This window comes from Pseudomonas sp. PSE14 (genome assembly GCF_029203285.1).
Lineage (GTDB): Bacteria > Pseudomonadota > Gammaproteobacteria > Pseudomonadales > Pseudomonadaceae > Pseudomonas.
In genome coordinates, this window is the sequence record NZ_CP115669.1 from 3,073,945 (window position 1) to 3,096,029 (window position 22,085).

At 64.0% G+C, this 22,085-nt stretch carries 25 protein-coding genes; 16 read left to right on the forward strand and 9 right to left on the reverse strand.

The features are described from left to right. Positions 1-8: 8 nt before the first annotated feature. Together O6P39_RS14035 and O6P39_RS14040 are read right to left on the reverse strand one after the other, a co-directional pair. A complete protein-coding gene (locus tag O6P39_RS14035; RefSeq protein WP_275607114.1) occupies positions 9-836 on the reverse strand; it encodes an SDR family NAD(P)-dependent oxidoreductase in 828 nt (275 codons plus the stop codon). A gap of 14 nt (positions 837-850) precedes the next feature. Further along, entirely contained in the window at positions 851-1,930 is a 1,080-nt protein-coding gene (locus O6P39_RS14040; protein ID WP_275607115.1) for a Rieske 2Fe-2S domain-containing protein, read from the reverse strand. Positions 1,931-2,136: 206 nt separating this feature from the next. Between O6P39_RS14040 and O6P39_RS14045 the strand changes: the two genes are divergently transcribed. Then, positions 2,137-3,351 (forward strand): helix-turn-helix transcriptional regulator, encoded by a 1,215-nt coding sequence (locus tag O6P39_RS14045; RefSeq protein WP_275607116.1) that lies wholly within the window; start codon positions 2,137-2,139, stop codon positions 3,349-3,351. Continuing rightward, a complete protein-coding gene (locus tag O6P39_RS27360; RefSeq protein WP_345774677.1) occupies positions 3,327-3,485 on the forward strand; it encodes a helix-turn-helix transcriptional regulator in 159 nt (52 codons plus the stop codon). The genes O6P39_RS14045 and O6P39_RS27360 overlap by 25 nt, the downstream gene beginning before the upstream one ends. Before the next feature lie 76 nt (positions 3,486-3,561). Here O6P39_RS27360 and O6P39_RS14055 read toward each other — a convergent pair whose 3' ends face one another. Continuing rightward, on the reverse strand, positions 3,562-5,034 hold the full coding sequence (locus O6P39_RS14055) for an FAD-dependent oxidoreductase (RefSeq protein WP_275607117.1): 1,473 nt from the start codon (positions 5,032-5,034) through the stop codon (positions 3,562-3,564). A 325-nt stretch (positions 5,035-5,359) separates the two neighbouring features. Between O6P39_RS14055 and O6P39_RS14060 the strand changes: the two genes are divergently transcribed. From O6P39_RS14060 to O6P39_RS14075, 4 genes are all read left to right on the forward strand, one after another. Next, entirely contained in the window at positions 5,360-6,490 is a 1,131-nt protein-coding gene (locus O6P39_RS14060; RefSeq protein ID WP_275607118.1) for a LuxR C-terminal-related transcriptional regulator, read from the forward strand. Between the two features lie 75 nt (positions 6,491-6,565). After that, positions 6,566-6,718: a hypothetical protein gene (locus tag O6P39_RS14065; RefSeq protein ID WP_275607119.1), complete on the forward strand. Its 153-nt coding sequence runs from the start codon at positions 6,566-6,568 to the stop codon at positions 6,716-6,718. A 162-nt stretch (positions 6,719-6,880) separates the two neighbouring features. Continuing rightward, positions 6,881-7,855 (forward strand): quinone oxidoreductase, encoded by a 975-nt coding sequence (locus O6P39_RS14070; RefSeq protein WP_275607120.1) that lies wholly within the window; start codon positions 6,881-6,883, stop codon positions 7,853-7,855. Between the two features lie 43 nt (positions 7,856-7,898). Next, on the forward strand, positions 7,899-8,816 hold the full coding sequence (locus tag O6P39_RS14075; RefSeq protein ID WP_275607121.1) for a LysR family transcriptional regulator: 918 nt from the start codon (positions 7,899-7,901) through the stop codon (positions 8,814-8,816). A gap of 14 nt (positions 8,817-8,830) precedes the next feature. Here O6P39_RS14075 and O6P39_RS14080 read toward each other — a convergent pair whose 3' ends face one another. Further along, a complete protein-coding gene (locus O6P39_RS14080) occupies positions 8,831-9,778 on the reverse strand; it encodes a Dyp-type peroxidase (protein WP_275607122.1) in 948 nt (315 codons plus the stop codon). Positions 9,779-10,058: 280 nt separating this feature from the next. Here O6P39_RS14080 and O6P39_RS14085 point away from each other — a divergent pair, with 280 nt between their 5' ends. The 4 genes from O6P39_RS14085 (at position 10,059) to O6P39_RS14100 (ending at position 12,271) form a co-directional block, all read left to right on the forward strand. Beyond that, entirely contained in the window at positions 10,059-10,445 is a 387-nt protein-coding gene (locus O6P39_RS14085) for an MAPEG family protein (protein ID WP_275607123.1), read from the forward strand. A 61-nt stretch (positions 10,446-10,506) separates the two neighbouring features. Next, on the forward strand, positions 10,507-11,205 hold the full coding sequence (locus O6P39_RS14090; protein WP_275607124.1) for a potassium channel family protein: 699 nt from the start codon (positions 10,507-10,509) through the stop codon (positions 11,203-11,205). Positions 11,206-11,302: 97 nt separating this feature from the next. After that, positions 11,303-11,527, forward strand: a complete 225-nt coding sequence (locus O6P39_RS14095; RefSeq protein ID WP_275607125.1) for a hypothetical protein — start codon at positions 11,303-11,305, stop codon at positions 11,525-11,527. Between the two features lie 42 nt (positions 11,528-11,569). After that, positions 11,570-12,271: a YoaK family protein gene (locus O6P39_RS14100; RefSeq protein WP_275607126.1), complete on the forward strand. Its 702-nt coding sequence runs from the start codon at positions 11,570-11,572 to the stop codon at positions 12,269-12,271. On the opposite strand, the gene O6P39_RS14105 is transcribed toward O6P39_RS14100, so the two are convergent. Both O6P39_RS14105 and O6P39_RS14110 read right to left on the reverse strand, forming a co-directional pair. Beyond that, a complete protein-coding gene (locus O6P39_RS14105) occupies positions 12,268-12,624 on the reverse strand; it encodes a YkgJ family cysteine cluster protein (protein WP_275607127.1) in 357 nt (118 codons plus the stop codon). The two genes, O6P39_RS14100 and O6P39_RS14105, sit on opposite strands and share 4 nt — an antisense overlap. Positions 12,625-12,711: 87 nt before the next feature. Further along, positions 12,712-12,942 carry a hypothetical protein gene (locus O6P39_RS14110; RefSeq protein ID WP_275607128.1) on the reverse strand — a complete coding sequence of 77 codons (231 nt, stop codon included), beginning with the start codon at positions 12,940-12,942 and terminating at the stop codon, positions 12,712-12,714. A 416-nt stretch (positions 12,943-13,358) separates the two neighbouring features. On the opposite strand from O6P39_RS14110, the gene O6P39_RS14115 reads away from it, so the two are divergent. Then, entirely contained in the window at positions 13,359-13,769 is a 411-nt protein-coding gene (locus tag O6P39_RS14115) for a hypothetical protein (RefSeq protein ID WP_275607129.1), read from the forward strand. A gap of 64 nt (positions 13,770-13,833) precedes the next feature. After that, positions 13,834-14,214, forward strand: a complete 381-nt coding sequence (locus O6P39_RS14120; RefSeq protein ID WP_275607130.1) for a YkvA family protein — start codon at positions 13,834-13,836, stop codon at positions 14,212-14,214. Between the two features lies 1 nt (position 14,215). Here O6P39_RS14120 and O6P39_RS14125 read toward each other — a convergent pair whose 3' ends face one another. Beyond that, a complete protein-coding gene (locus O6P39_RS14125) occupies positions 14,216-14,695 on the reverse strand; it encodes an ATP-dependent zinc protease (protein WP_275611953.1) in 480 nt (159 codons plus the stop codon). A gap of 277 nt (positions 14,696-14,972) precedes the next feature. On the opposite strand from O6P39_RS14125, the gene O6P39_RS14130 reads away from it, so the two are divergent. The 3 genes from O6P39_RS14130 (at position 14,973) to O6P39_RS14140 (ending at position 18,809) form a co-directional block, all read left to right on the forward strand. After that, entirely contained in the window at positions 14,973-16,331 is a 1,359-nt protein-coding gene (locus O6P39_RS14130) for a glutamine synthetase family protein (protein WP_275607131.1), read from the forward strand. Positions 16,332-16,413: 82 nt separating this feature from the next. Then, positions 16,414-17,499, forward strand: coding sequence for a polyamine ABC transporter substrate-binding protein (locus tag O6P39_RS14135; protein ID WP_275607132.1), 1,086 nt, complete (start codon positions 16,414-16,416; stop codon positions 17,497-17,499). A gap of 14 nt (positions 17,500-17,513) precedes the next feature. Further along, a complete protein-coding gene (locus O6P39_RS14140) occupies positions 17,514-18,809 on the forward strand; it encodes an FAD-binding oxidoreductase (RefSeq protein ID WP_275607133.1) in 1,296 nt (431 codons plus the stop codon). 46 nt (positions 18,810-18,855) lie between these two features. Here the strand turns inward: O6P39_RS14140 and O6P39_RS14145 are convergent, their stop codons facing one another. Both O6P39_RS14145 and O6P39_RS14150 read right to left on the reverse strand, forming a co-directional pair. Next, positions 18,856-19,605, reverse strand: a complete 750-nt coding sequence (locus O6P39_RS14145; protein WP_275607134.1) for a helix-turn-helix domain-containing protein — start codon at positions 19,603-19,605, stop codon at positions 18,856-18,858. Positions 19,606-19,907: 302 nt separating this feature from the next. Beyond that, positions 19,908-20,819 carry a LysR family transcriptional regulator gene (locus O6P39_RS14150; RefSeq protein WP_275607135.1) on the reverse strand — a complete coding sequence of 304 codons (912 nt, stop codon included), beginning with the start codon at positions 20,817-20,819 and terminating at the stop codon, positions 19,908-19,910. A 262-nt stretch (positions 20,820-21,081) separates the two neighbouring features. Between O6P39_RS14150 and speB the strand changes: the two genes are divergently transcribed. After that, entirely contained in the window at positions 21,082-22,053 is a 972-nt protein-coding gene (speB, locus tag O6P39_RS14155; RefSeq protein WP_275607136.1) for an agmatinase, read from the forward strand. Positions 22,054-22,085: the final 32 nt, after the last annotated feature.

The following is a 22,085-nucleotide window of genomic DNA, read 5'->3' on the forward strand; positions in this document are numbered from 1 at the left end:
GTGCCTCTTCAAAGCATCAACATGCCGCCGCTGGCGGCGAGGGTTTGTCCGGTGAAAGCGCTGGAATCGTCGCTGGCGAGGAACAGACAGGTCTGCGCGATCTCCTCCGGCTCCAGCATTCGTCCCAGGGGTATCGCGCGCTCCAGGGCCTGGGCCCATTCGCGGGAAATGGATTGCATCATCGGCGTGCGGGTCGGCCCCGGGCACACCGTGTTGACGCGGATGCCGCGCGGCCCGAGGTCGCGCGCCAGGCACTTGGAGAAGCCGAGCAGCGCCGCCTTGGACGCGCAGTAGGCCAGCGGCCCCTCGCCGGTCAGCGCCGACAGGCTGGCGATGTTGACGATCGAGCCACGGCTGCCGCAGGCGATCATCAGGCGCACCGCCGCGCGGCTGCAGTGGAAGGCGCCGTCGAGGTTGATCTTGTGGATGCGCTGCCAGCCGTCATCGGTGAGGTCGACGATCATGTCGGTGAATACATCCGGCTCCTGCCCCGCGGCGAGCTGCGCAGTGCGCTCGCCCAGCCGCCGCTGGTAGTGCTCGAAGCCATCGCCCGGCACCTGGCCGAGACCGGCGTTGTTGACCAGCACATCGAGCCGGCCGTAGCGCTCGCGCACCGCCGCGAACAGCCGTTCCACGGCCACGCCGTCAGCGATGTCGCAGGCCGCCGCCATGCAGCGCTCGCTACCCGTCAAAGCCTGCCGGGCGCTTTCCGCCGCCGCGCCATCGATATCCGCCAGCACCACGCTGGCGCCCTGCTCGGCGAACAGGACGGCGGTGGCGCGCCCCATGCCCGAGCCCGCGCCGGTCACCAGCGCGACTTTGTCCTTGAGTTTCATCGGCTGCGCTCCGCTCAGATCAGGTGCAGCTGGCTGCGCGCCTGCTCGGGCACTTCGTTGAGCTGGCGCCAGCCGCTGGCGTGACGCTCGAAGACCTTGAGGGTTGGCGCCGGCAGTGCGGCGACGTCGGTATAGAACTGCTCGTACCACTCGCGCAGCTGGTACACCGGGCCGTCGCCATCGCACAGCAGCGGCTTGTCGATGCGGCGCTTGCCGTGCCAGATCTCCACGTCCTGGAAGAACGACTTGTGCGCCTGCTCGGCATAGGCCTCGGCAATGGCCAGGTTCTGCTCCTCGGAGAAACCCGGCTGCTTGCGCACCTTGACTGCGTAACGCAGCTCGAAGCTGTTCTGGTCTATCGGCACGTGGCAGTTGAGCAGCAGCGTGTCGATGGTCTGGCCACCGGTCTGCGCACTCATCCGGGTGACGTGATAGGCCGGACCAAAGTAGGCGCTGTCGGCACGAAGACCGCTGCCGAGCAGCTCGCTCTCCTCGCCCTGGAACATCTGGTAGCCGATATGGCCGTCGAAAGTGTTGCAGAAGTAGCTGGCCGGCGAGCCGTGCACCGGGCCGAAATGCGCGCAGTCGGCGAGGTTGTCCACCAGCTCGCGGCAATTGGTCTGGATCACCATCTTGCGCATGCGCCAGTCGGTCCACTCCTGCGAGAAGCAGGCCTCGATGCGCGGAATGCGCACCGCCGGATCGGGCGCGCCACCCTCGGCGTCGTGCCAGACGAACAGCAGGCGGTTTTCCTCCAGGGTCGGCCAGGCCTTGATCCGTGCGCGTGGCGGAATGCGCTGGCAGTACGGGATGGCCGTGCACTTGCCGTCGGCGCCCCACTGCCAATGGTGGAACGGGCACACCACGTCGTTGCCACGCACCTCGCCACCGCTGAGATCGGCGCCCATGTGCGGGCAGTAGCCGTCGAGGATGCGAATGGTGCCGTCCTCGCCGCGATAGGCGACCGGACGGGTGCCGAAGATGTCCAGGCGATGCGGTTTGCCGTCGGCAAAGTCAGCGGCCAGGCCCAGGCAGTGCCAGCCACGGGCGAAGCGTTGCGGGTAGAGTGCGGGCGCATTGGTCGGCGATTCCATGCTGTTCTCCAGGGTGATGGATGTCGTGCCGAACTATCGAACAGGGCCCAGCGGGCAACATCCCCGCCGAGGACTAGCCCACACGGGTGAGATGGCCCGACGCCCCGCGCGCCACCGCACATCCTCCATACGGACGATGTCGACGAACTCCGGGCAAACCAGCCTTGGGTAGCCCATCAGAAGGCTCACCCGGTGGAGGGAAGAACATGCACGGTACCGATATTTCGCTGGACAGCCTGAGCGCCCTGATCGACCTGATCTACGAAGGCGCCACCGAAGCCCTGCCCTGGCAGCAGAGCCTGGAGCGCCTGCGCGAGGCCCTGGGCGCCAGCTACGCGACCCTGATCCTGCGCCCGGCGAAACCCGGCGCGCCGGGTTTCATGGTGAATGCCGGCGCAGTCTCGACCTGGGCCGTGGACGCTTACGAAGGCACCTTCTACGCCCTCGATCCCTTCATCGACCTACCCTCGGGCGAGGTCCATACGGTGACGGAAATCCTCGGTGAGGACGGTTGGCGCGAATCGGCCTTCTACCAGCAGTTCAACGCCCCGCTGGACATCTTTCACATCCTCGGAGCGGACATCCCCGGCCCCGACGGCGGGCAATGCCGCCTGCGCATCAGCCGCTCGCACGGGGCCCCGGCCTTCGATGCCGCCGACAAGGCGTTCTGCACGCGCCTGCTCTCCCACCTGCAACGCGCCCTGAGCTTCTATGAACGGCTGGAACGCAGTGAGGTGGAGCGGCGCCTGTATGCCTCCGCCGTGGAGCGGATGCGCATCGGCACCCTGATCCTCGACGGCCACAAGCAGGTGCTCGAAAGCAATCAGGCTGCCCAGGAGCTGCTCGCGGCCGGCGACGGCCTGCAAGTGCTCGAAGGCTGCCTGCAAGCCAGCGTCGGCCGCGACAACCAGGCCCTGCAGCGGCTGATCAGCCAGGCCCAGCAACGGCGCCAGCCCAACGGCCCGCAAGTGGCGGAAGCGATCATGCTGACGCGCCCTTCCGGCCGCCCGGCGCTGGGCGTGGTCGTACAGTGCCTGCCGGGCCGGGAACAGATGGAGAGTGGAGAAGCCCGGGTGGCGGTGTTCCTGCGCGATCCCGAACAGACCGCCAGCGTGCCGCAGCAGCCATTGCGCCAACTGTTCGGCTTCGCACACACACACACACACACACACACACACACACACACACACACACACACACACACACACACACACACACACACACACACACACACACACACACACACACACACACACACACACACACACACACACACACACACACACACACACACACACACACACACACACACACACACACACACACACACACACACACACACACACACACCCCGACCGAGGCGGAGCTGGCGGCGCAGCTGGCCAACGGGCTGTCGCTGGAGGATGCCTGCGCGCGCATGAGCATCAGCCGCAACACGGCCAAGTCGCACCTGCGGGCGATCTTCGGCAAGGCCGGGGTCAACCGGCAGAGCGAACTGGCGTGCACGCTGCACGGCAGCGTTGCCTTTCTCTGCGGCAATCCCTCGGCCGGCTGACTCCGCTCAGCAAGCGCAGCGCCGAAGCGCCAATGCAAAGACTCCCCGGTATCGAACACCGGGGAGCCTCCTGCCGTCAGCCCTGCATCGCGGCGTGACGGCCGGCCTGGCGGCCGAAGAAACTGGAATCCGCCAGCGACAGACCGGAGCTGTAGCCGCCGCCCCAACGCGGCAAGCCGCAGGTGGTTCTACCGGCGGCGTAGAGCCCGGCGATGGGGTCGCGCTGCTGGGTCAGCACCTGGCCGGTCGGCAGTGTGTCGAGCCCGCCAAGGGTGAAGTGGGGGTAGAAGGCGTAATCGAAGCGGCAGTCCAGGGCCACGAAAGGCGGCTCGTCCAGCGGCTTGAGCCATTTCTCCGCCTTGTGGAACAGCGGGTCGCGGCCTTCGGCGGCATGCCGGTTGAAGAACGCGACGCTCTCGGACAGGGTGCCCGAAGGCAGTCCCAGCTCCTGCTCCACCTCTTCCCAGGTCTCGCCAACGGCGGCGATGTCGATGCGGGTGAACTCGGCCGGGCGCTCGAAGCAGGCGTTGTCAGCCAGCAGGAAGACCCGGTCCCCGCCCTGGCGCAGGATGTGATGGCCGATGCGGCCGTGGTAACAGTCTTCGTTGATGAAGCGCTGGCCACGCTGGTTGACGAAGATACCCTTGACCAGCGATTCCGGCGCATAGAACGGCAGGCTGACGAAGGCCTCGTCCATGTGGATCGCCGCGCCGCCGACACTCATGCCCAGCTGGATGCCGCTGCCATCGTCCCCCGGCGTGCCGATCGGGTTGTCGTTGTGCATCAGCTGCGGGGCATGGCGACGCACCATCTCGCGGTTCATCACGAAGCCACCGGCGCAGAGGATCACGCCCTTGCTGGCGCGAATGAAGCGCTGCTGGCCATCGCGGCGCGCCACCACGCCGTGGACCTTGCCCGCGTCGTCGGCGATCAGGGCCAGTACGCGGCTGTCATAGCTCACCTCGACGCCGAGCTCGACGACACGGGCCGCCAGAATGTCCATCAGCAGGCGACCGCCACCCCAGCCCTCCCACTGCAGCGTATGGCCTCGCGGACAGGGTCTGGCTTCGGCCGCGAAGGGCCAGGCCTCCTCGCTGCCGGACCAGATCAGGCAATCGTCAGTGACCGGCTCCACCATTTTCTGCGGGAGGAAGGTGTTCTTGTAGGGCACGCCCTGGGCCACCAGCCAGTGGTAGTGGTCCAGGCTGTTGTCCGCGTAGAGGCGCGCCTTGGCTTCGTCGGCGTCAGGCCCGCCGGCCATCATCAGGTAGCGGTACAGGTCCTCGGTGTCGTCGCTGAAGCCGGCGTTGCGCTGGGCCGGGGTGCCGCCATTGCCGCCGAGGTAGATCTCGCCACCCGAAAGGGCACTGGTGCCGCCGCTGCCGGAGGAGGCCTCCAGCAGCACGACGCCCGCCCCCGCACCGGCGGCCTCGATCGAGGCGCAGGCGCCGGCGGCGCCGAAGCCAACCACCAGCACCTCGGTTTCCTGGTCCCAGGCGGGGACCTCATGCAGACGACAGGGGCGGTTCACGGAGAACGGGGATGACATGCAGATGCTCCTTCTTCTTGTTGTTCTGGCAAATGGACCTGCGGGCCGAGGTCGAACAGAAGCAGCGGAGATCGGGCGAAAACGGAGGCCGACGCCGTACCGCCCCGACGGGCAGGGACGCCCCACCTTACCGACTGCGGTAAGGACGGCCCTCGTCCGATTGAACTAGCCACAGGGCAACCCGGCATGGGCACGCTGATGATGTACTTCCGGGCCACGGCTGGATGGCGGCCTTTGCCGCCGGGCGGGACGGATTGCCTTTTGCAGGAAGCGCCGCTTAATCTCGTCGGCGCTTTCCTACAACAAAAATAAGAAATGGTTCCAAATGGCACACTCGCTTTCGCTCGACCAGTTCAGCGGGATGCTCGGCAATCTCTATCAGGGCCCTCTGGAGTCCACGCCGTGGCAATCCTTTCTCAACCAGCTCAACCAGTTCCTCGACGCCAAGTACGTCACCTTCATCCTGCGTCCACCCAGTGACGAGAACGAAGGACTGATGGTCAATGCCAACGGCAGTTCGGCCGAAATCGTGGCCTCCTACAGCCAGTACTATTTCAGTCTCGACCCGTTCGTCGACCTGCCCAGCGGCCAGGTCGTGACCATCGATGAATTCATCTCCCAGGAGGCCTGGCTGGCCTCGGAGTTCTACCGCAACTTCGCCGCACCGGCGGGGGTGTTCCATATCCTCGGCGCCGACATCCGCACCAGCGACGGTGCCCTGTGCCGCATCCGCGTCTGCCGCGGCATCGAATCCCCCGCTTTCACCGAGAACGACAAGGCGCGGCTGGCGTATTTCGTGCCGCACCTGGAGCGCTCGGTGGTACTGCACACGCAGATGAACCGTATCGAGACCGAACGCAACCTCTACGCCGGCGCGGTGGACCAGTTCGCCGTCGGCACCATCATCCTCGACGAGACCGGCAAGATCCTGCAGACCAACCAGGTGGCCGAGAACCTGCTGCGCGAAAAGGACGGGCTGAAGATCAGCGGCGACAACCTGCAGGTCGGCACCCCGCGCGACTGCCAGGAATTCCGCCGGCTGGTGAAGCAGGCCCTGCAGTCGCAGAAAGGCTCGCAGCCCTCGGTGGTCGAGGCCATGCGCGTTCAGCGTCCGTCCGGACGCTCGGACCTGGGCATCATCGTGCGCTCGGTCCCCCTGAGCGAGTGGAACGAAGGCAAGCACTGCCCCTCGGTGGTGATCTTCGTCAGCGACCCGGAACAGGAGGCCCGCGCCCCCCAGGAAATCGTCCGGGCGCTGTTCGACCTGACCCCGGCCGAGTCCCAACTGGCGATGCTGCTGGCCAACGGCCTGACCCTGGACGAAGCCTCCGACGAGCTGAACATCAGCCGCAACACCGCGCGCGCCCACCTGCGCTCGACCTTCTCCAAGACCGGGGTGACCCGGCAGACCATGCTGGTCCGCCTGATACTGCGCAGCGTCGCCTCCCTGGGCTAGTCCCAGCGGACGATTTGCTCATCGGCCTCCGCGACTACCGTTCGAAACGCGGGGTTAGTCGATGAGGCCGAAGTCATGTCGAGGTTCATTCCGCTGCTGATCACGATTGTCATCTGCGGCAGCCTGCTGGCCGCGCGCTACATGCTGGACAGGTACGAAGCCTCGGCGAAGCAGGCCCGCCTGGACGCGCCGTGCAGCGTGGGCAATTGCCTGCGGCAGCTGCCGTAACCCGGCACCGCGTCCAAACCCAGGACCCTACCGGCCGAAGCGCCCATCGCGCCCTCAGCATTACTGCACACAATGCACTTATCATCTGCAATTCCCCCATCTAGTGCTTATAGCCTGGATAATTAGACTGCCGATCATCGTTCACAGTCAGAGGGAAAAACGATGATCGCTCGTGTAACGCTGCAACAGTTCGGTGGACCGGAGGTGCTTCGGATCAGCCAGGTCGAAGGCCAGCAACCCGGCCCGGGCGAGGTCTGGCTGGAACAGGCGGCCATCGGCGTCAATCCGCTGGACGCCAGCCTGCGCTCGGGAGCGGTGAAGATTCCCCTGCCGGCGACGCCAGGGCTCGAAGGCGCGGGCATCGTGGCCGCCGTGGGCGCGGGTGTCACCCAGGTAGCGGTCGGCGACCGGGTCGCCTATGCCACCGGCCCCCTGGGCGGCTATGCGAGCGGGCGCATCTATCCGGCGGAGCGTCTGCTCCGGCTGCCCGACGAGTTGGGTTTCGACGAGGCGGCGGCCGTCCTGTTCAAGGGCATCACCGCGCAGTACCTGCTCAAGACCACCTACCCCGTCGGCCCCGGCACGCGGGTGCTGATCTACGGCGCCGGCGGCGCGCTCGGGCAGATCATGGTGTCCTGGGCGAAGCACCTGGGGGCCTTCGTCATCGGCGTCGTATCCCGCCAACAAAGCGTCGAGCGCGCGCGGGAGGCAGGCTGCGACGAGGTACTGGTCTTCGATGCCCAGACCCTGGCCGGACAAGTGCTCGACCTCACCCAGGGCCGGAAGGTCGACGTGGTCTACGATCCCATCGGCCGGGTTTCCTTCGCCGCTTCGCTGGACTGCCTGCGCCCCCGAGGCCTGCTGGTGAGCTTCGGCATGACCAGCGGTGCGCCACCAGCGGTGGAACTGGCCACGCTCAACGCCAAGGGTTCGCTGTTCCTCACCCGCCCTTCCCTGGCGGCGCACACGGCGACCACCGAGGAATACCAGGAGCGCGCGGGGGACGTGTTGCAGACCGTCGCCGCAGGTATCATCCGGCCTCGGGTCTGGCAGCGCTACCGGCTCGCCGACGCCGCACGCGCCCATGCCGACCTGGAGGCCGGCCGCTCCGAAGGCGCCATGGTGCTGGTGCCGTGAAGCGTGTGCGCCCGATCAATGGATTCGCCAAACTGGGAGCCTTATGGATCTGTTCGATAGTCGACAGGCGGATGAACTCGCCACCCTCCTGGCGCTGTTCGAGCACGGCTCCTTCGCCGCCGCGGGCAGGGCCCTGCAGCGCCACCCCTCGGTGCTGTCGAAACGGCTGAGCGCGCTGGAGCTGCGCCTGGGAATACGGCTGGTGGAACGCACCACCCGGCAACTGCGCTTCACCGGCGAAGGCTTGCGCCTGGCCGAGCGCCTGCGCCACGCCGCCAGCCTGATCCAGGAAGCCCAGGAAGAAGCCACGCACAACGCCGCCCAGGTGCAGGGACGCCTGCGCGTCGCATTGCCGTCGGCGATGGGCCGGCTCTGGCTGAGCCCGATCATCGCCGGCTTCGCCCTCGCGCACCCGAAGGTTTCCCTGGACATGGAGTACTCCGAGCGCATCGTCGACCTGGTCGCCGAAGGCTTCGATGCCGCCATCCGGGTTGGCGAACTGCCCGACAGCCGCCTGGTCGCGCGCAAGCTCTGCGCCAGCCACCGCATCCTCTGCGCCGCGCCGGACTACCTGGAGCGCCGTGGCAGCCCCACTACGCCCGCCGAGCTGACCGGGCACAACTGCCTGGGCTTCACCGGCCTGCAGTCCTATCCCGACTGGAAGCTCACCTGCGACGGCCCCCAGCAGACCGTCAGGATCAACGGCACCCTTACCAGCAATGACAATGAGGCGCTGCTGTCAGCCGCGCGCACCGGCATCGGCATCCTGGTCGGCGGCGAATGGCTGATGAAGCGCGACCTCGATGCCGGGCGGCTGGTCCGCGTGCTGCCCGGCTGGCGACTCGACGCGGAGGCAGGGGTCTACCTCGTCCGCCCGTCATCGCGCTACGACACGGCCACCGCCGAAGCGTTTCGCCGCTGGATCGAGGAACATTTCGCCAGCGGCGCGCCCTGGGCGTGAGCTGTGGCGCCTGGCTATGGCGCCTTGTCGACCAGCGACTCCAGAAGATCGGCGGACGGCACGAAGTACAGGCTCCCCGTCACCGCCTTGCTGTAGTCCAGCAGGCGATCGTAGTTGCCCGCCGGCCGGCCAATGAACATGTTCTGCAGCATTTCCTCGATCGGCTGCGGCGAGCGGGCATAGCCAATGAAGTAGGTGCCGAACTCCCCTGAACCAGGGCGGCCGAAGGGCATGTTGTCGCGCAGGATCTTCACCTCCTGCCCGTTCTTCTCCAGGGTGGTCAGCGAGCTGTGCGAGCAGCTCGGTTTCACCGAGTCGTCCAGCTCGATGTCCGACAGCTTGGTGCGCCCGATGATGCGCTCCTGAGCTTCAGTGGAGAGTTCGTTCCAGCCCGCCATGTCATGCAGGTATTTCTGCACCAGCACATAGCTGCCACCGGCGAAGCCCGCATCCTCCTCGCCAATGAGGGTGAAGTGCGCCGCCTCGCGGCCGACCGGGTTCTCGGTGCCATCGACGAAGCCGACCATGCTGCGCATGTCGAAATAGCGGAATCCATGGACTTCATCCACCACGCTGACGGCATCCCCCAGCCTGGAAAGCAGCAGCGTCGCCAGTTCGAAGCAGAGGTCCATCTGCTCCGCGCGGATATGCAGCAGGAGATCACCCGGTGTGGAAACGGCGACACGCTCGCCAGCGCCGATTTCGCGGAACCTGTGCAGCGACGCAGGACGCGGCGAACCGAACAGGGCATCCCATGCCTCGGAACCAAAGCCCACCACGCAGGACAGGTTGCCGCTGGGTACGCGTTTGCCGACCGAACGGACCAGGGCCGCCACGTCGCCACACAGCGAACGCACCGAATCCAGGTGCTCCTCGCCGGGCGTCAAGGTTGCGACGAGGAAGATCGCGCTACGGGTGATCGGGCTATCGACCGCTTGGGGTACAGGTGAATCGTTGGTCATTTTTCCATCACTCGTCATCGGACTGGGTGCGGTTGAGACTATCAGAGATGGCGGTTTGCGACGGCTGTTCTCGGTCAACAGCGGGCGGCTGGCGCAGGCCATGGCATCTGGAATTGAGCTAGTCTCACGTTGGCTGAACGCATCGAGCCAAGGGAATTGTCGGGATGCCGAGAGAACGGGCGACCCCTCGTTCAGGGCGCCAGGCAGGCTTCCCGTCAATGGCGGATTCAGCAACATCGCCCAAGGAGGGTAACGGCAGGTGCATCCACTCATACTCCCCATGGCCGTCCATGTAGCGCTTACCGCTTTTCTCTACGTGCTGCTAACCATCGCGCGGGCGCCGAAAGTCTGGGGTATCGGCAAGAGTCCGGATGGGAGCAATCCCTGGGCAACGGTAGAACCCCGCATCAGCGCCAACCTGTCCAATCAGTTCGAATGGCCGGTGTTCTTCTACGCCGCTTGCCTGCTGCTGATACAGAGCCATCTCGAGGTCGAGGCTGCAGCCTGGTTTGCCTGGGCTTTCATTGCCGGACGCGTGGCTCACAGTTGTGTGCAGATACTTACGACAAACATTCGGTTGCGCGGCCTGGTCTTCACCATCAACTTCGTCGCCACACTGGGTATGTGGATCGTCGTTCTTTACCTCCACGCGAAGGACCCGGCCTGACGATCCATTCAATAGGGGGCGCACCATTGCAGGCGCCGATTCATTCTTCAGGAAGTTCGCCATGACAGACTCGAAAGACAGGACGGAAGCCGACGGAGACCTGTCGCAGATGATCATAGGTCTCGGGCCCTGCACCTATCTGCTGCTACTTCTGATTGCCCTGATCCTCGTATTCCCCTTCCTCGAAGAAGGCCTGTTCCCCCGCACCCTGCTCGGCATCCTGTTCTCAAGCGTGCTGCTGGTAGGGGCATTTGCAACTCCGCAGTCCCAGCGCGGGCTCGTCGTCAAACTGGGCCTGGCGTTATTGGGGATCGGCCTTCAATGGACGGCGCTGTGGACCTCGAACCTGGCGCTCCTTCACCTCGCCGGAATGGCCTATGCGGTATCACTGTTGGTATCGATAACCGGCGTGCTCCGCTATGTGCTCAAGCGCGGGCTGATCACTGCGGACAAGCTGCACGGCGCGCTGTCCGGGTACATCATGCTGGCCTTTGCCTGGGCCTTTATCTATGCCCTGACAGAAATGGACGCAGCTGCCTCGTTCGGCCCCACCCGCCTGGACTTCACGCAGACCGGTACCTTCTTCAAGCTGATCTATTTCAGCTTCACCACTCTCACCACCACCGGCTACGGTGACATCGTGCCGCTGACCAATCACGCCCGCTCACTGGTGATGATCGAAGAGTTCACCGGGGTCTTCTACGTCGGCGTCCTGATCGCACGGCTGGCCGGCCTCTATCCGTCGCCGTCGCCCCGCTGACGGCTGGCCGCAATCAATCCGGGACAAACTTCCGTCGTATTGCTCAATCGCCATCGGAAATCGAAAATAGCGCCGACCCAACGAGAGGTGACCCGCCATGATCCTGCGCGGTATGGCACAGATGCACATCGATGACCTGCCCGCCCGATTCCAGGCCCTGCTGCGAGAGTGTCCCGGCATGGAACCGTCGGGCTTCGTCTGGGTGGTCTTCTACCAGGGACGCCTGTTCGGCGCCTATCCCGATGCCGATCTCGCGTTGCGCAAGGTGACCGAAATCGAGCATTGCATCAGCGAAGACGAAGTGCCCAAGGCGCAATGCTGACGCCCTCCCCATCGCCCCCCTTATCCAGCCAGGCGCCCCTAGATGCTCCCTCATGTTCCCAAGCCTCGCAGCGCCAAGAGATCGCGTCTTCACCTGTTGCGCGGGCGCGTCGGGCTTGGGCTCGTCGCCGGCCTTTCCGTGCTGGCGGGCATGACCGATGCGATCGGGTTCCTGGCCACGGGCGACTTCGTGTCCTTCATGAGCGGCAATACCACCCGGCTCGCCGTCGCCGTGAATGACCACGACCTGACTACGCTCGGACGGCTATCGCTCGCAGTGCTGTGCTTCGTGGCCGGCAATGCCCTGGGGGTCGTCCTGGCCCGCGGTTTCAAGCGGCGCGCCACGCCTTTGCTCATCGTCGTCGCGGTGCTGCTTGGCTTCGCCGCCGTCTGGCCCGAGACGCGGAACCTCCCGGCCTTCGTTGCGGCAATCGTGTCGATGGGGATGCTGAACGCGGTGGTGGAACAGGTGAACGGCATGCCCATCGGCCTCACCTACGTGACCGGTGCACTGTCCCGCTTCGGCCGTGGTCTCGGGCGCTGGCTGCTGGGCGAGCGCAACAATGGCTGGCGGGTTCAACTCGTACCCTGGAGCGGCATGTTGCTGGGCGGTGCGGCGGGTGCCTTCCTGGAACATCACCTGGGGTTGGGCGCCATGGCCGTGAGCAGTGCCTTGGCCTGCGCACTGGCCGTGATCGTCTACTTCGTCCCGCGCTCCTGGCAGTTGGGCTACATGCCCCGCTAGACGAGCACCTGCCGGGTGGTGGCGATCAGCTCGTGCACCTGGCGCTCGACCTGCTCGTCCGTGGGGCTTTCCGGTCCCCGGCCGCGCGGGCATGGCAGGCTCGGCGTCGTGCCGAACAGGCGGCAGATCAACGGACGCTCCTCGTACACCTCGCAGCCCTGCGGCCCCAGGTGCACGCAGTTCCAATGCGCCAGGGCGGCGTCATGCTCGGCGTCGCTCTTCACGGGCAGGCGCGACATTTCCTCGGACGAGGCGGTCACCGGCCCGCAGCAATCGTGGCAGCCCGGCACGCAGGCGAAACTCGGGATCTGCCGGCGCAAATGGTCGATCTTTCGACGGGTCGTGCAACTCACAGGATGTCCCAGCCCACAACGTTGGCCGGCATTCGCGGATAGGGATCGTTCACTGGCATGGCGGCGCCTCCGAATGGCTCGGCGGGTTCAGAGATGGATTTCCACGTTCTTGATGCCAAGCTCGCGCAGCTCGACGATCAGGCCATCCAGGTGCGCAAACGACTCGACCTGCTCGCTCTCATCCACCAGGAAAAAGCTGCGCCCCGCGTCCTTCTTGAAGAACACGATCCACTCTTTCGTATTGGCCGGGTTTGCGATCACGTGCGTGTCGAAGGATATGCCTGCGGCATTCCGGGCTTTCACATCGTTGCGCTTCACTCAAATCACCTTGCTACGTCCGTACTTGCATCCGTCTACCAGGATTGCCGCCGAATCGACACAGACTGGCCTGGCTGTCGGCCCGCCTGCTCAAACGCTCTCCATGATCGTTACATGATAACACCCCATGCCCGATTCGTTGGAGGGGGCGCTGGCTGCGACACTGACGCTGCACCGCTCTTGTAGGAGCGGACTCCGTCCGCGATGGTTCGGCACGGGGCTTCTGGTCACCATCGCGGATGAATCCGCTCCTACGGTTGAGTACCGCGACCAAGCCTTCCATGAGCGGCTCCAAGGCCCAACGGCTGACGGTTGGATGGAGCGAAATCTGGCCAAAGTGCAATGCGCTTCCGGTGCAGAGATAGACGTATAATCCCGCCACTTCATTGGGCTTGAGCCCTAAGGTGATTGGCGAAATGCGGTTCAGTCCGGGCTTGCGCAATCCTTCGTTGTTGTCCTCCGCACTGCTGTTCGGGGGCCTGGTTGGCTGGTACGTCGGCCGGCTGGTCGGCCTGTACGGCGATGAGTGGTTTGCGGAGCCCGAATACGGATTTGAAGCCCTGGCCGCCTTCTGCGGAATTCTTTGCGGAGCGTTGTTCGCCTACACCCAAGGTAAAAGCGTAGTGCCGAGGATGGCCGGCTTTTTCTCCGCTGCATGTTTCGTCCTGGCCATGTTCGGCTATGCCCGGTACTCCAGCGACATGCCCCCGCATGACCTTCACCTGGCCACCTATCTGCAGGATTTCATCCGCCAGACCCTGGGCTTGTGGCTGTCACCGATCATCGGCGCCGCACTGGTGTCGCTGTTCCGCGCGGTCCTCCACTAGCAACCGGTTTTTCACAGTGAAAGGTGTAGCTTGATCACTCCCTTTCATCGCTGAAGCGTCATCCATGTACGCAAGACTCAAGCAGTGGGCCCGCTCGATCAAACGGCAAACCATGACTCTGTGGTTCTGCTGGAAGCACCCGGAAACACCCCTGCCCGTCAAACTGCTGTGCCTGCTGGTGGTTTCCTACGCGCTGAGCCCCATCGACCTGATTCCGGACTTCATTCCGGTATTGGGGCTGCTGGATGACCTGGTGATCCTGCCGGCGTCCATCTGGCTGATCATCCGCCTCATTCCCGCGCCGGTGTATGCGCAGAGCAAGCAGCAGGCGGATGACTTCGAGCGCGCCAGCTCACAGCGCCCCTGCAGCACGGCCGCCGCCGTGGTGATCGTCGCGATCTGGCTGTTGCTGGCCGTGCTGTGCTATCGGTGGCTATGGGGCTAGCTCAGGCCTTGCAGCTGGGCTGCTGGGTGAAGGTGCGGCGCACGTCCACCGGGCCCACGTGCTCCAGGGTCTTTCGACCGATCAGCACCGGGTAGATCATGTTCTTGCGGTCACGCAGAGAGAACTCTTCGTCGAGCAGCTGATTGCCGATGCAGATCTTCATCGACACCACCGGCCGGTGGTCCGCTCCGCCAGCGCCGCGAACCTTCACTTTGCGCAGTACGGCGCGCTCGAACGCCTGGACGCTCTCGTCTCCGGTGTCGCTGTTCTTGGCGACGACCTTGAAGCGCACCCACTTCTTGCCGTCTTTCTCGAAGTACTCGATGTCCTTGGCATCCATCGACGAAGTCAGCGCGCCGGTGTCCAGCTTGGCCTTGACCGGAATGCCCTCGGGGTAGATTTTCGCTTCTTCGATCCAGCCCCGGACCGGCAACTCTTCCGAGTGGGCTTTCACCGGGGTGGCAAGGGCCAGCAGAAGCATGGCGGCGGAGAGGGAATTGATCGGCACGGCTATGGCTCGTCGGTTGACTGTGTTCGCTCATGATCGGGGCCGGTGCGTCAAGGACGAGTCAAAAGCAGGTCAAGAAAACGGATGACCTGCCCCGCCCCTCATTCATGCTCTTCGACGCAGCGCTCCGCTCGAATCTGCGGAAAGTGGATAGAACGGGAACCCGGCTCTCCCCAACACTAGCCATGCGTCGACCCACAACGAGGTCGACTTCCTTCCTGTGCCTTCCATCTACCCATTAGAGGCTTGCATGAGCACCCCCGCCGATCAGCTGAGTTCCTGGCTGAAGCAACACCAGATCACCGAAGTCGAGTGCGTCGTCAGTGACATGACCGGTATCGCCCGCGGCAAGATTTCCCCGACCAACAAGTTCCTCGGCGAGGGAGGCATGCGTCTCCCCGAGAGTGTGCTGCTGCAGACGGTCACCGGGGACTATGTCGACGACGATATCTACTACGACCTGCTGGACGAAGCGGACATCGATATGGTCTGCCGTCCCGATCCGGACGCGGTGTTCGTGGTGCCCTGGGCCATCGAGCCGACCGCGATGGTGTTCCATGACACCTACGACAAGTACGGCAACCCCGTCGAGCTGTCGCCGCGCAACGTGCTCAAGCGCGTGCTGAAGCTCTACGCGGACAAGGGCTGGAACCCGATCGTCGCGCCGGAAATGGAGTTCTACCTGACCAAGCGCAGCAGCGACCCGGACTTCCCGCTGGAAGCCCCGGTGGGCCGCTCGGGCCGTCCGGAAAGCGGCCGGCAGAGCTTCTCCATCGACGCAGCCAACGAATTCGACCCGCTGTTCGAAGACGTCTACGACTGGTGCGAAGCCCAGGGCCTGGACCTGGACACCCTGATCCACGAGGACGGTCCGGCGCAGATGGAGATCAACTTCCGTCACGGCAACGCCCTGAGCCTGGCGGACCAGATCACCGTGTTCAAGCGCAGCATGCGTGAAGCGGCGCTCAAGCATGACGTGGCGGCGACCTTCATGGCCAAGCCGATCACCGACGAACCCGGCAGCGCCATGCACATTCACCAGAGCGTGCTGGATATCGCCACTGGCAAGAACATCTTCGCCAATGCCGATGGCTCGATGAGCGAGCTGTTCCTGCACTACATCGGCGGCCTACAGAAGTACATTCCGAAAGTGCTGCCGATGTTCGCGCCAAACGTGAACTCCTTCCGCCGCTTCCTGCCGGACACTTCCGCGCCTGTGAACGTCGAGTGGGGCGTGGAAAACCGCACCGTCGGCCTGCGCGTCCCCGCGGCGTCCCCTGAAGCCATGCGCGTGGAAAACCGCCTGCCCGGCGCCGACGCCAACCCCTACCTCGCGCTGGCCGCCAGCCTGCTGTGCGGCTACCTGGGCATGGTCGAGCGGATCAACCCCAGCGCCCCGGTCGAAGGCCGCGCCTACGAGCGCCGCAACCTGCGCCTGCCGATCACCATCGAGGACGCGCTGGCGCACATGGAAGAGTGCCAGGTACTGGAAGACTACCTGGGCCGCAAGTTCGTCCAGGGCTACGTCGCGGTTAAGCGCGCCGAGCACGAGAACTTCAAGCGCGTGATCAGCTCCTGGGAACGCGAGTTCCTGCTGCTGAGCGTCTGACGCCCCCGCCCGCCAAAGCCTACCGGCGGCCTCGCGAGCCCGCCGGCAGGTTCCTGGAATACCTACAAGAAAAGGAGTCCGCATGAGACTGCTCAAACCCCTTGCGGCGTTGGCTTTTGCCGCGCTGGCGCAGAACGCCCACGCTGAGCCGACGGTCAGCATCTACAACTGGACCGACTACATCGCCCCCGACACCCTCGCCGGTTTCCAGAAGACCACCGGCATCAAGCCGGTCTACGACGTCTTCGACTCCAACGAGACCCTGGAAGGCAAGCTGCTGGCGGGCCGCTCGGGCTACGACGTGGTGGTGCCGTCCAACCACTTCCTCACCCGCCAGGTACAGGCCGGGGTCTTCCTGGAACTGGACCGCAGCAAGCTGCCGAACTGGAAGCACCTGGACCCGACGCTGCTCAAGCTGCTGGAGCAGAACGACCCGGGTAACAAGCACTCGGTACCCTACCTGTGGGGCACCAACGGCATCGGTTACAACGTCGAGAAGGTCAAGCAGGTGCTGGGCGTCGACAAGATCGACTCCTGGTCGGTGCTGTTCGAGCCGGAGAACCTGAAGAAGCTCAACGCCTGCGGCGTCGCCTTCATGGACTCCGCCGACGAGCTGATCCCCTCGGTGCTCAATTACCTGGGCATGAACCCCAACAGCACCAACCCGGCGGACTATGCGAAGGCCGAGGCCAGGCTGATGGAGCTGCGCCCCTACGTCACCTACTTCCATTCCTCGAAGTACATCTCCGACCTCGCCAACGGCAACATCTGCGTGGCCTTCGGCTATTCCGGCGACGTGTTCCAGGCGGCCGCTCGGGCCAAGGAAGCCAAGAACGGCATCGAGATCGCCTACAGCATTCCCAAGGAAGGCGCCAACCTCTGGTTCGACCTGATGGCCATCCCGTCGGACGCGAAGAACCCGGACCAGGCCCTGGCGTTCATCAACTATGTGCTGGAGCCCAAGGTCATCGCCGGGGTCAGCGAGTACGTCGGCTATCCCAACGCCAACGCCGACTCCAAGGCCTTCCTGGACCAGGAGACGCTGAACAATCCCGAGGTCTACCCGAGCCAGGCCGTGCTCGACAAGCTGTACATCTCCAACGCTCCGCCGCCGAAGATCATGCGTCTGATGACTCGCAGCTGGAGCAAGATCAAGTTCAACCAATGACCCGAGAACGTCCCATGAATCATGCCGGCGAACACGCCGCGTCCTATTACGCGGCCACTGCGCGCGACAAGCAGACCTACCCAGCCCTCGAGGGTGAGGTCCAGGCGGAGGTCTGCGTCATCGGTGGCGGTCTGACCGGCGTCAACACGGCACTGGAGCTGGCCCTTCGGGGCCACTCCGTGGTGCTCCTGGAAGGCCGTCGCATTGGCTGGGGCGCCAGCGGCCGCAACGGTGGGCAACTGATCCGCGGCATCGGCCACGACGTCAGCGGCTTCGCCAAGTATGTCGGCGAAGATGGCGTCCGCTATCTGGACCAGGCCGGTTTCGATTCTGTGAAGCTGGTGGCGGAGCGCATCAAGCAGTTCGACATCGCCTGCGACCTTCGCTGGGGCTTCTGCGAGCTGGCCAATACGCCTGCGCAGTTCACCGCCATGGCGGAGGAGCAGCGCGAGTTGCAGTCGATGGGCTATGCGCATCAGACCAGGCTTGTAGGCGCCGGCCAGATCCATGACGTGGTGGCCAGCGACTGCTATGCCGGCGGGCTGATCGACATGGGCTCGGGCCACCTGCATCCGCTCGACCTGGTGACAGGGGAAGCACGGGCGGCCAGTAGCCTGGGGGTAAAGATCTTCGAGCAGAGCCCGGCACTGCGCATCAGCCACGGCAATTCGGTCACGGTGCACTGTGCCAACGGCCGCGTGCGGGCGGACAAGCTGGTGCTGGGCTGCAACGCCCACCTGGAAGAACTCGAGCCGCGCCTGACGGGCAAGGTCCTGCCGGCGGGCAGCTACGTCATCGTCACCGAACCGCTCGCCGAAGAGGTCGCGGCGAAGTTGATCCCGCAGAATATGGCGCTGTGCGACCAGAAAGTGGGGCTGGACTACTACCGGCTGACCGCCGACCGTCGCCTGCTGTTCGGCGGTGCCTGCCACTACTCCGGGCGGGACCCGGCGGATATCGGCGCCTACATGCGGCCGAAGATGCTGAAGGTTTTCCCGCAGCTGACCAATGTGCGCATCGACTACCAGTGGGGCGGCATGATCGGCATCACCGCCAACCGTTTCCCGCAGGTGGGCCGTCTGGCCCAGCACCCGAATGTGTATTTCGCCCAGGGGTACTCGGGGCACGGCCTGAACGTGACCCACTGGACCGCCAAACTCCTGGCCGAAGCGATTTCCGTAGGCCAGAGCCAGGGGCTGGATGTGTTCAGCGCGGTGCCGCACCTGACCTTCCCGGGCGGCAAGTTGCTGCGCTCGCCCCTGCTGGCGATGGGAATGCTCTGGTACCGGATTCGAGAGGCAATTGGCTGAATAAGCCAGGCGGAGCCTTGCAATGCCGAGGGGGCTCCGCTTTTTTTCAGCTCGGCAGCATGCTCACGGCGCAGCGCTCGGCTCCGCGCTTGAGCGTCGCCTTCGGATACTCGCCAAAGAGCGCCTGGTAGGCCTGGGAGAATCGCCCCAGATGCCAGAACGACCAGCGCATCGCGATCTCCGCGACATTGACCCCGGCGCCACCGGCGGCCAGCAGGTCACGCCGGGCAGCGTTCAGGCGGCGATTGCGCAGCCAGACGGTGGGCGGCATGCCGGCATACTGGACGAACGACTGCTGTAACTGCCGCACCGAGACACCGGCGATCTGCGCCAGCTCTGGGACGCCGAAGCTGTCCTGCGGACAGTCGTTGACCACCTCCTTCACCCGCTCGACGACCCGCTTGGCACTGCGGTCGGAGCGACGGCGCTGCCCTACCTCCACGGCCTCGTCCAGCAACGAGAAACAACCCTCGGCGACCTGCTGGGCGAATCCGGGCGCATCCACATTGACGTTGCCTTCCACGGCCCCGGCCAGCAACTGGCTCAGGGAGGTGGCAAAGGCGCTGCAATTCGCCGAGCGCAGCGGCTGCAGCACCAGGCCTTCGAAGTCTGCGGCGGAGCGTCCCCAGGTGGAGGCGTCCTTCAGGACCACAGCGACTTCACGGTAATTCTCGGGAGTGACCCAGGCGTTGTGCGTGTGCCCATCCAGCAGGTAGAGGGCGCTGTCGTTCATGTCGAAGCTGAACACCAGGGTATCGGCGGGGGCATGGAATTCCTGCTCGACCCGCAGGTTCATGCGTTCTTCGTAGAGCTGGACCGCGCCCGTCTCCGCGTGCACAAGGCGACCGCAAAAGCGACCAGCTGACATCTGCGTGTACTGCTCTTCCCAACCCGGCAGCACCGCACGCGGCTCGTCAACCTCGCGAGCCTCCATCACCTTGATCGCCATCACACACCCGGATATTTATTAATATTATTAACTATCAGACTACCAATCGCTGACATCCGCACGCAACCAGAGCGGTGCCAATCATCATGGAGCGTCAATGTTCTGCACACGGCAGGATTATGACCCAATACGCCGGAATCCAGCACGCTTTACCTGACCGGGTACCCAACCTCCTTGTCATAGAGCTCCGTCATTTCATCCCTGAACGCCTGGATCAGCGGCTCGCGGGTTCGCCCATTCTTCATGATGAGCGAGAATTCGGCCTGATAGCCAAAGTGCTCTGGTAGGAGCCTGATCAGCCGGCCCTGCATCTCCCACTGCTGAGCCAGATGATCCGGCAGATAGCCGATATAGCTCCCGCACAACACCAGGATCAGCTCGGCCTCCATGCTGTCGATGGTGGCGGAGCACTCCTTGAATCCGTGCCGTGCCACTTCCGCGCTCGACCAGTAGCCCCGTTTGACCAGGGCGTGCTGCCTGATCGTCTCCGGGGTCTTGCGCAACTCCCGTGACAATGGATGCCTGTCGCTGCAATACAGCCAATGTTGCTCGATATAGAGATCGATATATTTCAATCCGCTCATCTTCGTCGGCAACGAGCCGATTGCCAGATCGATCTTTCCTTCGAGGACTTCCCGTTGAAGTTCGAAAGGACTCAGCACTTTAAGATTGACATGCACCTTGGGGTGCTTCGATGCAAAGTTCCCAAGCAGATCCACTATGTTGACCTGCTTGTCGGTGATCATGGAATCGAGTATCCCTATTGAAATCGTCCCGCGTAACTCGCCCTTCAATTCAAGCACATAGTTCTCGAAACCATCGATCTGGTTCAAGAGATTCTGCGCCTCATCGTAAATCAACTGCCCTTTACTGGTCAGGCTGAACCCTGATCTGCCGCGGCTGCACAGTTGCATGCCTAGCTGCGCTTCGAGCTGGCTCATATAGCCGCTGATGGCCGGCGTCGACATGTTCAGGTCCTGCTGCGCCGCAGAAAATCCCTTGTTCCTGACCACGGCAACAAAAACCCGCAGCAGACGAATGTTGTATATGTTCTCTTTCATCCTGCACCGAGCACGCCATTGACCCGCCTTGTTCGCACAATGCCGAAAGCCTGTCAAGAATCATGGAATTATATTCACAATATCATTAACCAAGCACTTCACGATCCGCTATTTATCCCGGACTGAACAGCCGATTAAATGAAGCGCGACGCCATATCGACAGTCCATTGCGCTGAATGCATATGTTTCAAGACTGTTGCCTGGCACTGAACAACAAGAAACGGCAACGCTTTCCAGGCTTGCGACAACTGCGGGGGTAACCATGTCCGACTCCAGACTCAAAACCAACTTCTCGGACGGGACTTCATACGACCCGCAGAAGCGCCCGAGATTTAACGAAATCGCGAGCTTCATGCGTGCCCCGGTCGCGGACACGCTGGATGGGGTCGATATCGGCCTGATTGGCGTGCCGTTCGATGGCGGCACGTCGTTCAAGCCTGGCGCGCGCCTCGGCCCCCGTGGAGTCCGGCAGCAATCCTGTCTGATGCGCACCCGGAATCACGCCTCGGGCATTGCCCCGTTCGACCTGTGCAACATTCGCGATCTGGGCGACGTTTACCTCGATCGCATGTACAACATCGAGGACGCCCATGCCTGCATCGAGAACTATTACCAGGAGATTTGCGCGCGCAATATCATGCCGCTCACGGTTGGCGGGGACCATTCGATCACCTACCCGATCTTCAAGGCGCTGGCGAAGGACGGCCCTATCGGCATGGTCCACATCGACGCGCATACCGATACCTGGGACAGCCTCTACGGGTCGAAATTCTTCCACGGGGCGCCGTTCCGCAGAGCGGTCGAGGACGGCCTTCTCGATCCACTGCGCACCATCCAGATCGGCATCCGTGGCTCCGAACATTCGGGCACCCCGAACTACAGCCTCGAATGCGGCATGCGGGTCATCTTCATCGAGGAGTTCGACGACCTCGGCGTCGAGGGCGTGCTCAGGGAAGTAGGCAGGGTCGTGGGTGACGGCCAGACTTACGTGTCATTCGATGTCGACGGACTCGACCCTGCCTTCGCACCCGGAACCGGCACCCCCGAAGCCGGCGGCATCTCGATGCGGGAAGCCATGCGCCTGCTGAAAGGACTGCGCGGACTCAACCTCATCGGAGGCGACGTGGTGGAGGTCGCTCCGGACCTGGACCCTTCCGGAATAACTGCCCTCAATGCCGCGACGCTGATGTTCGAGCTGCTTTGTGTCCTCGCCGATGCACGCGTGAACCGATAGCGGATGCATCCTGTCTTCGCCCTTACAGTGAA

Bases quoted from the DNA above. Each gene is read 5' to 3' on its own strand.
- O6P39_RS14145 (WP_275607134.1), bottom strand. From the start codon at position 19,605: ATGAACCTGCGGGTCGAGCAGGAATTCCATGCCCCCGCCGATACCCTG.
- O6P39_RS14065 (WP_275607119.1), top strand. From the start codon at position 6,566: ATGTCGAGGTTCATTCCGCTGCTGATCACGATTGTCATCTGCGGCAGC.
- O6P39_RS14125 (WP_275611953.1), bottom strand. From the start codon at position 14,695: ATGCTTCTGCTGGCCCTTGCCACCCCGGTGAAAGCCCACTCGGAAGAG.
- O6P39_RS14045 (WP_275607116.1), top strand. From the start codon at position 2,137: ATGCACGGTACCGATATTTCGCTGGACAGCCTGAGCGCCCTGATCGAC.
- O6P39_RS14055 (WP_275607117.1), bottom strand. From the start codon at position 5,034: ATGTCATCCCCGTTCTCCGTGAACCGCCCCTGTCGTCTGCATGAGGTC.
- O6P39_RS14070 (WP_275607120.1), top strand. From the start codon at position 6,881: ATGATCGCTCGTGTAACGCTGCAACAGTTCGGTGGACCGGAGGTGCTT.
- O6P39_RS14035 (WP_275607114.1), bottom strand. From the start codon at position 836: ATGAAACTCAAGGACAAAGTCGCGCTGGTGACCGGCGCGGGCTCGGGC.
- O6P39_RS14150 (WP_275607135.1), bottom strand. From the start codon at position 20,819: ATGAAAGAGAACATATACAACATTCGTCTGCTGCGGGTTTTTGTTGCC.
- O6P39_RS14040 (WP_275607115.1), bottom strand. From the start codon at position 1,930: ATGGAATCGCCGACCAATGCGCCCGCACTCTACCCGCAACGCTTCGCC.
- O6P39_RS14090 (WP_275607124.1), top strand. From the start codon at position 10,507: ATGACAGACTCGAAAGACAGGACGGAAGCCGACGGAGACCTGTCGCAG.
- O6P39_RS14095 (WP_275607125.1), top strand. From the start codon at position 11,303: ATGATCCTGCGCGGTATGGCACAGATGCACATCGATGACCTGCCCGCC.
- O6P39_RS14085 (WP_275607123.1), top strand. From the start codon at position 10,059: ATGGCCGTCCATGTAGCGCTTACCGCTTTTCTCTACGTGCTGCTAACC.
- speB (WP_275607136.1), top strand. From the start codon at position 21,082: ATGTCCGACTCCAGACTCAAAACCAACTTCTCGGACGGGACTTCATAC.
- O6P39_RS14135 (WP_275607132.1), top strand. From the start codon at position 16,414: ATGAGACTGCTCAAACCCCTTGCGGCGTTGGCTTTTGCCGCGCTGGCG.
- O6P39_RS14060 (WP_275607118.1), top strand. From the start codon at position 5,360: ATGGCACACTCGCTTTCGCTCGACCAGTTCAGCGGGATGCTCGGCAAT.
- O6P39_RS14100 (WP_275607126.1), top strand. From the start codon at position 11,570: ATGCTCCCTCATGTTCCCAAGCCTCGCAGCGCCAAGAGATCGCGTCTT.
- O6P39_RS14120 (WP_275607130.1), top strand. From the start codon at position 13,834: ATGTACGCAAGACTCAAGCAGTGGGCCCGCTCGATCAAACGGCAAACC.
- O6P39_RS14080 (WP_275607122.1), bottom strand. From the start codon at position 9,778: ATGACCAACGATTCACCTGTACCCCAAGCGGTCGATAGCCCGATCACC.
- O6P39_RS14115 (WP_275607129.1), top strand. From the start codon at position 13,359: ATGCGGTTCAGTCCGGGCTTGCGCAATCCTTCGTTGTTGTCCTCCGCA.
- O6P39_RS14140 (WP_275607133.1), top strand. From the start codon at position 17,514: ATGAATCATGCCGGCGAACACGCCGCGTCCTATTACGCGGCCACTGCG.
- O6P39_RS14130 (WP_275607131.1), top strand. From the start codon at position 14,973: ATGAGCACCCCCGCCGATCAGCTGAGTTCCTGGCTGAAGCAACACCAG.
- O6P39_RS14075 (WP_275607121.1), top strand. From the start codon at position 7,899: ATGGATCTGTTCGATAGTCGACAGGCGGATGAACTCGCCACCCTCCTG.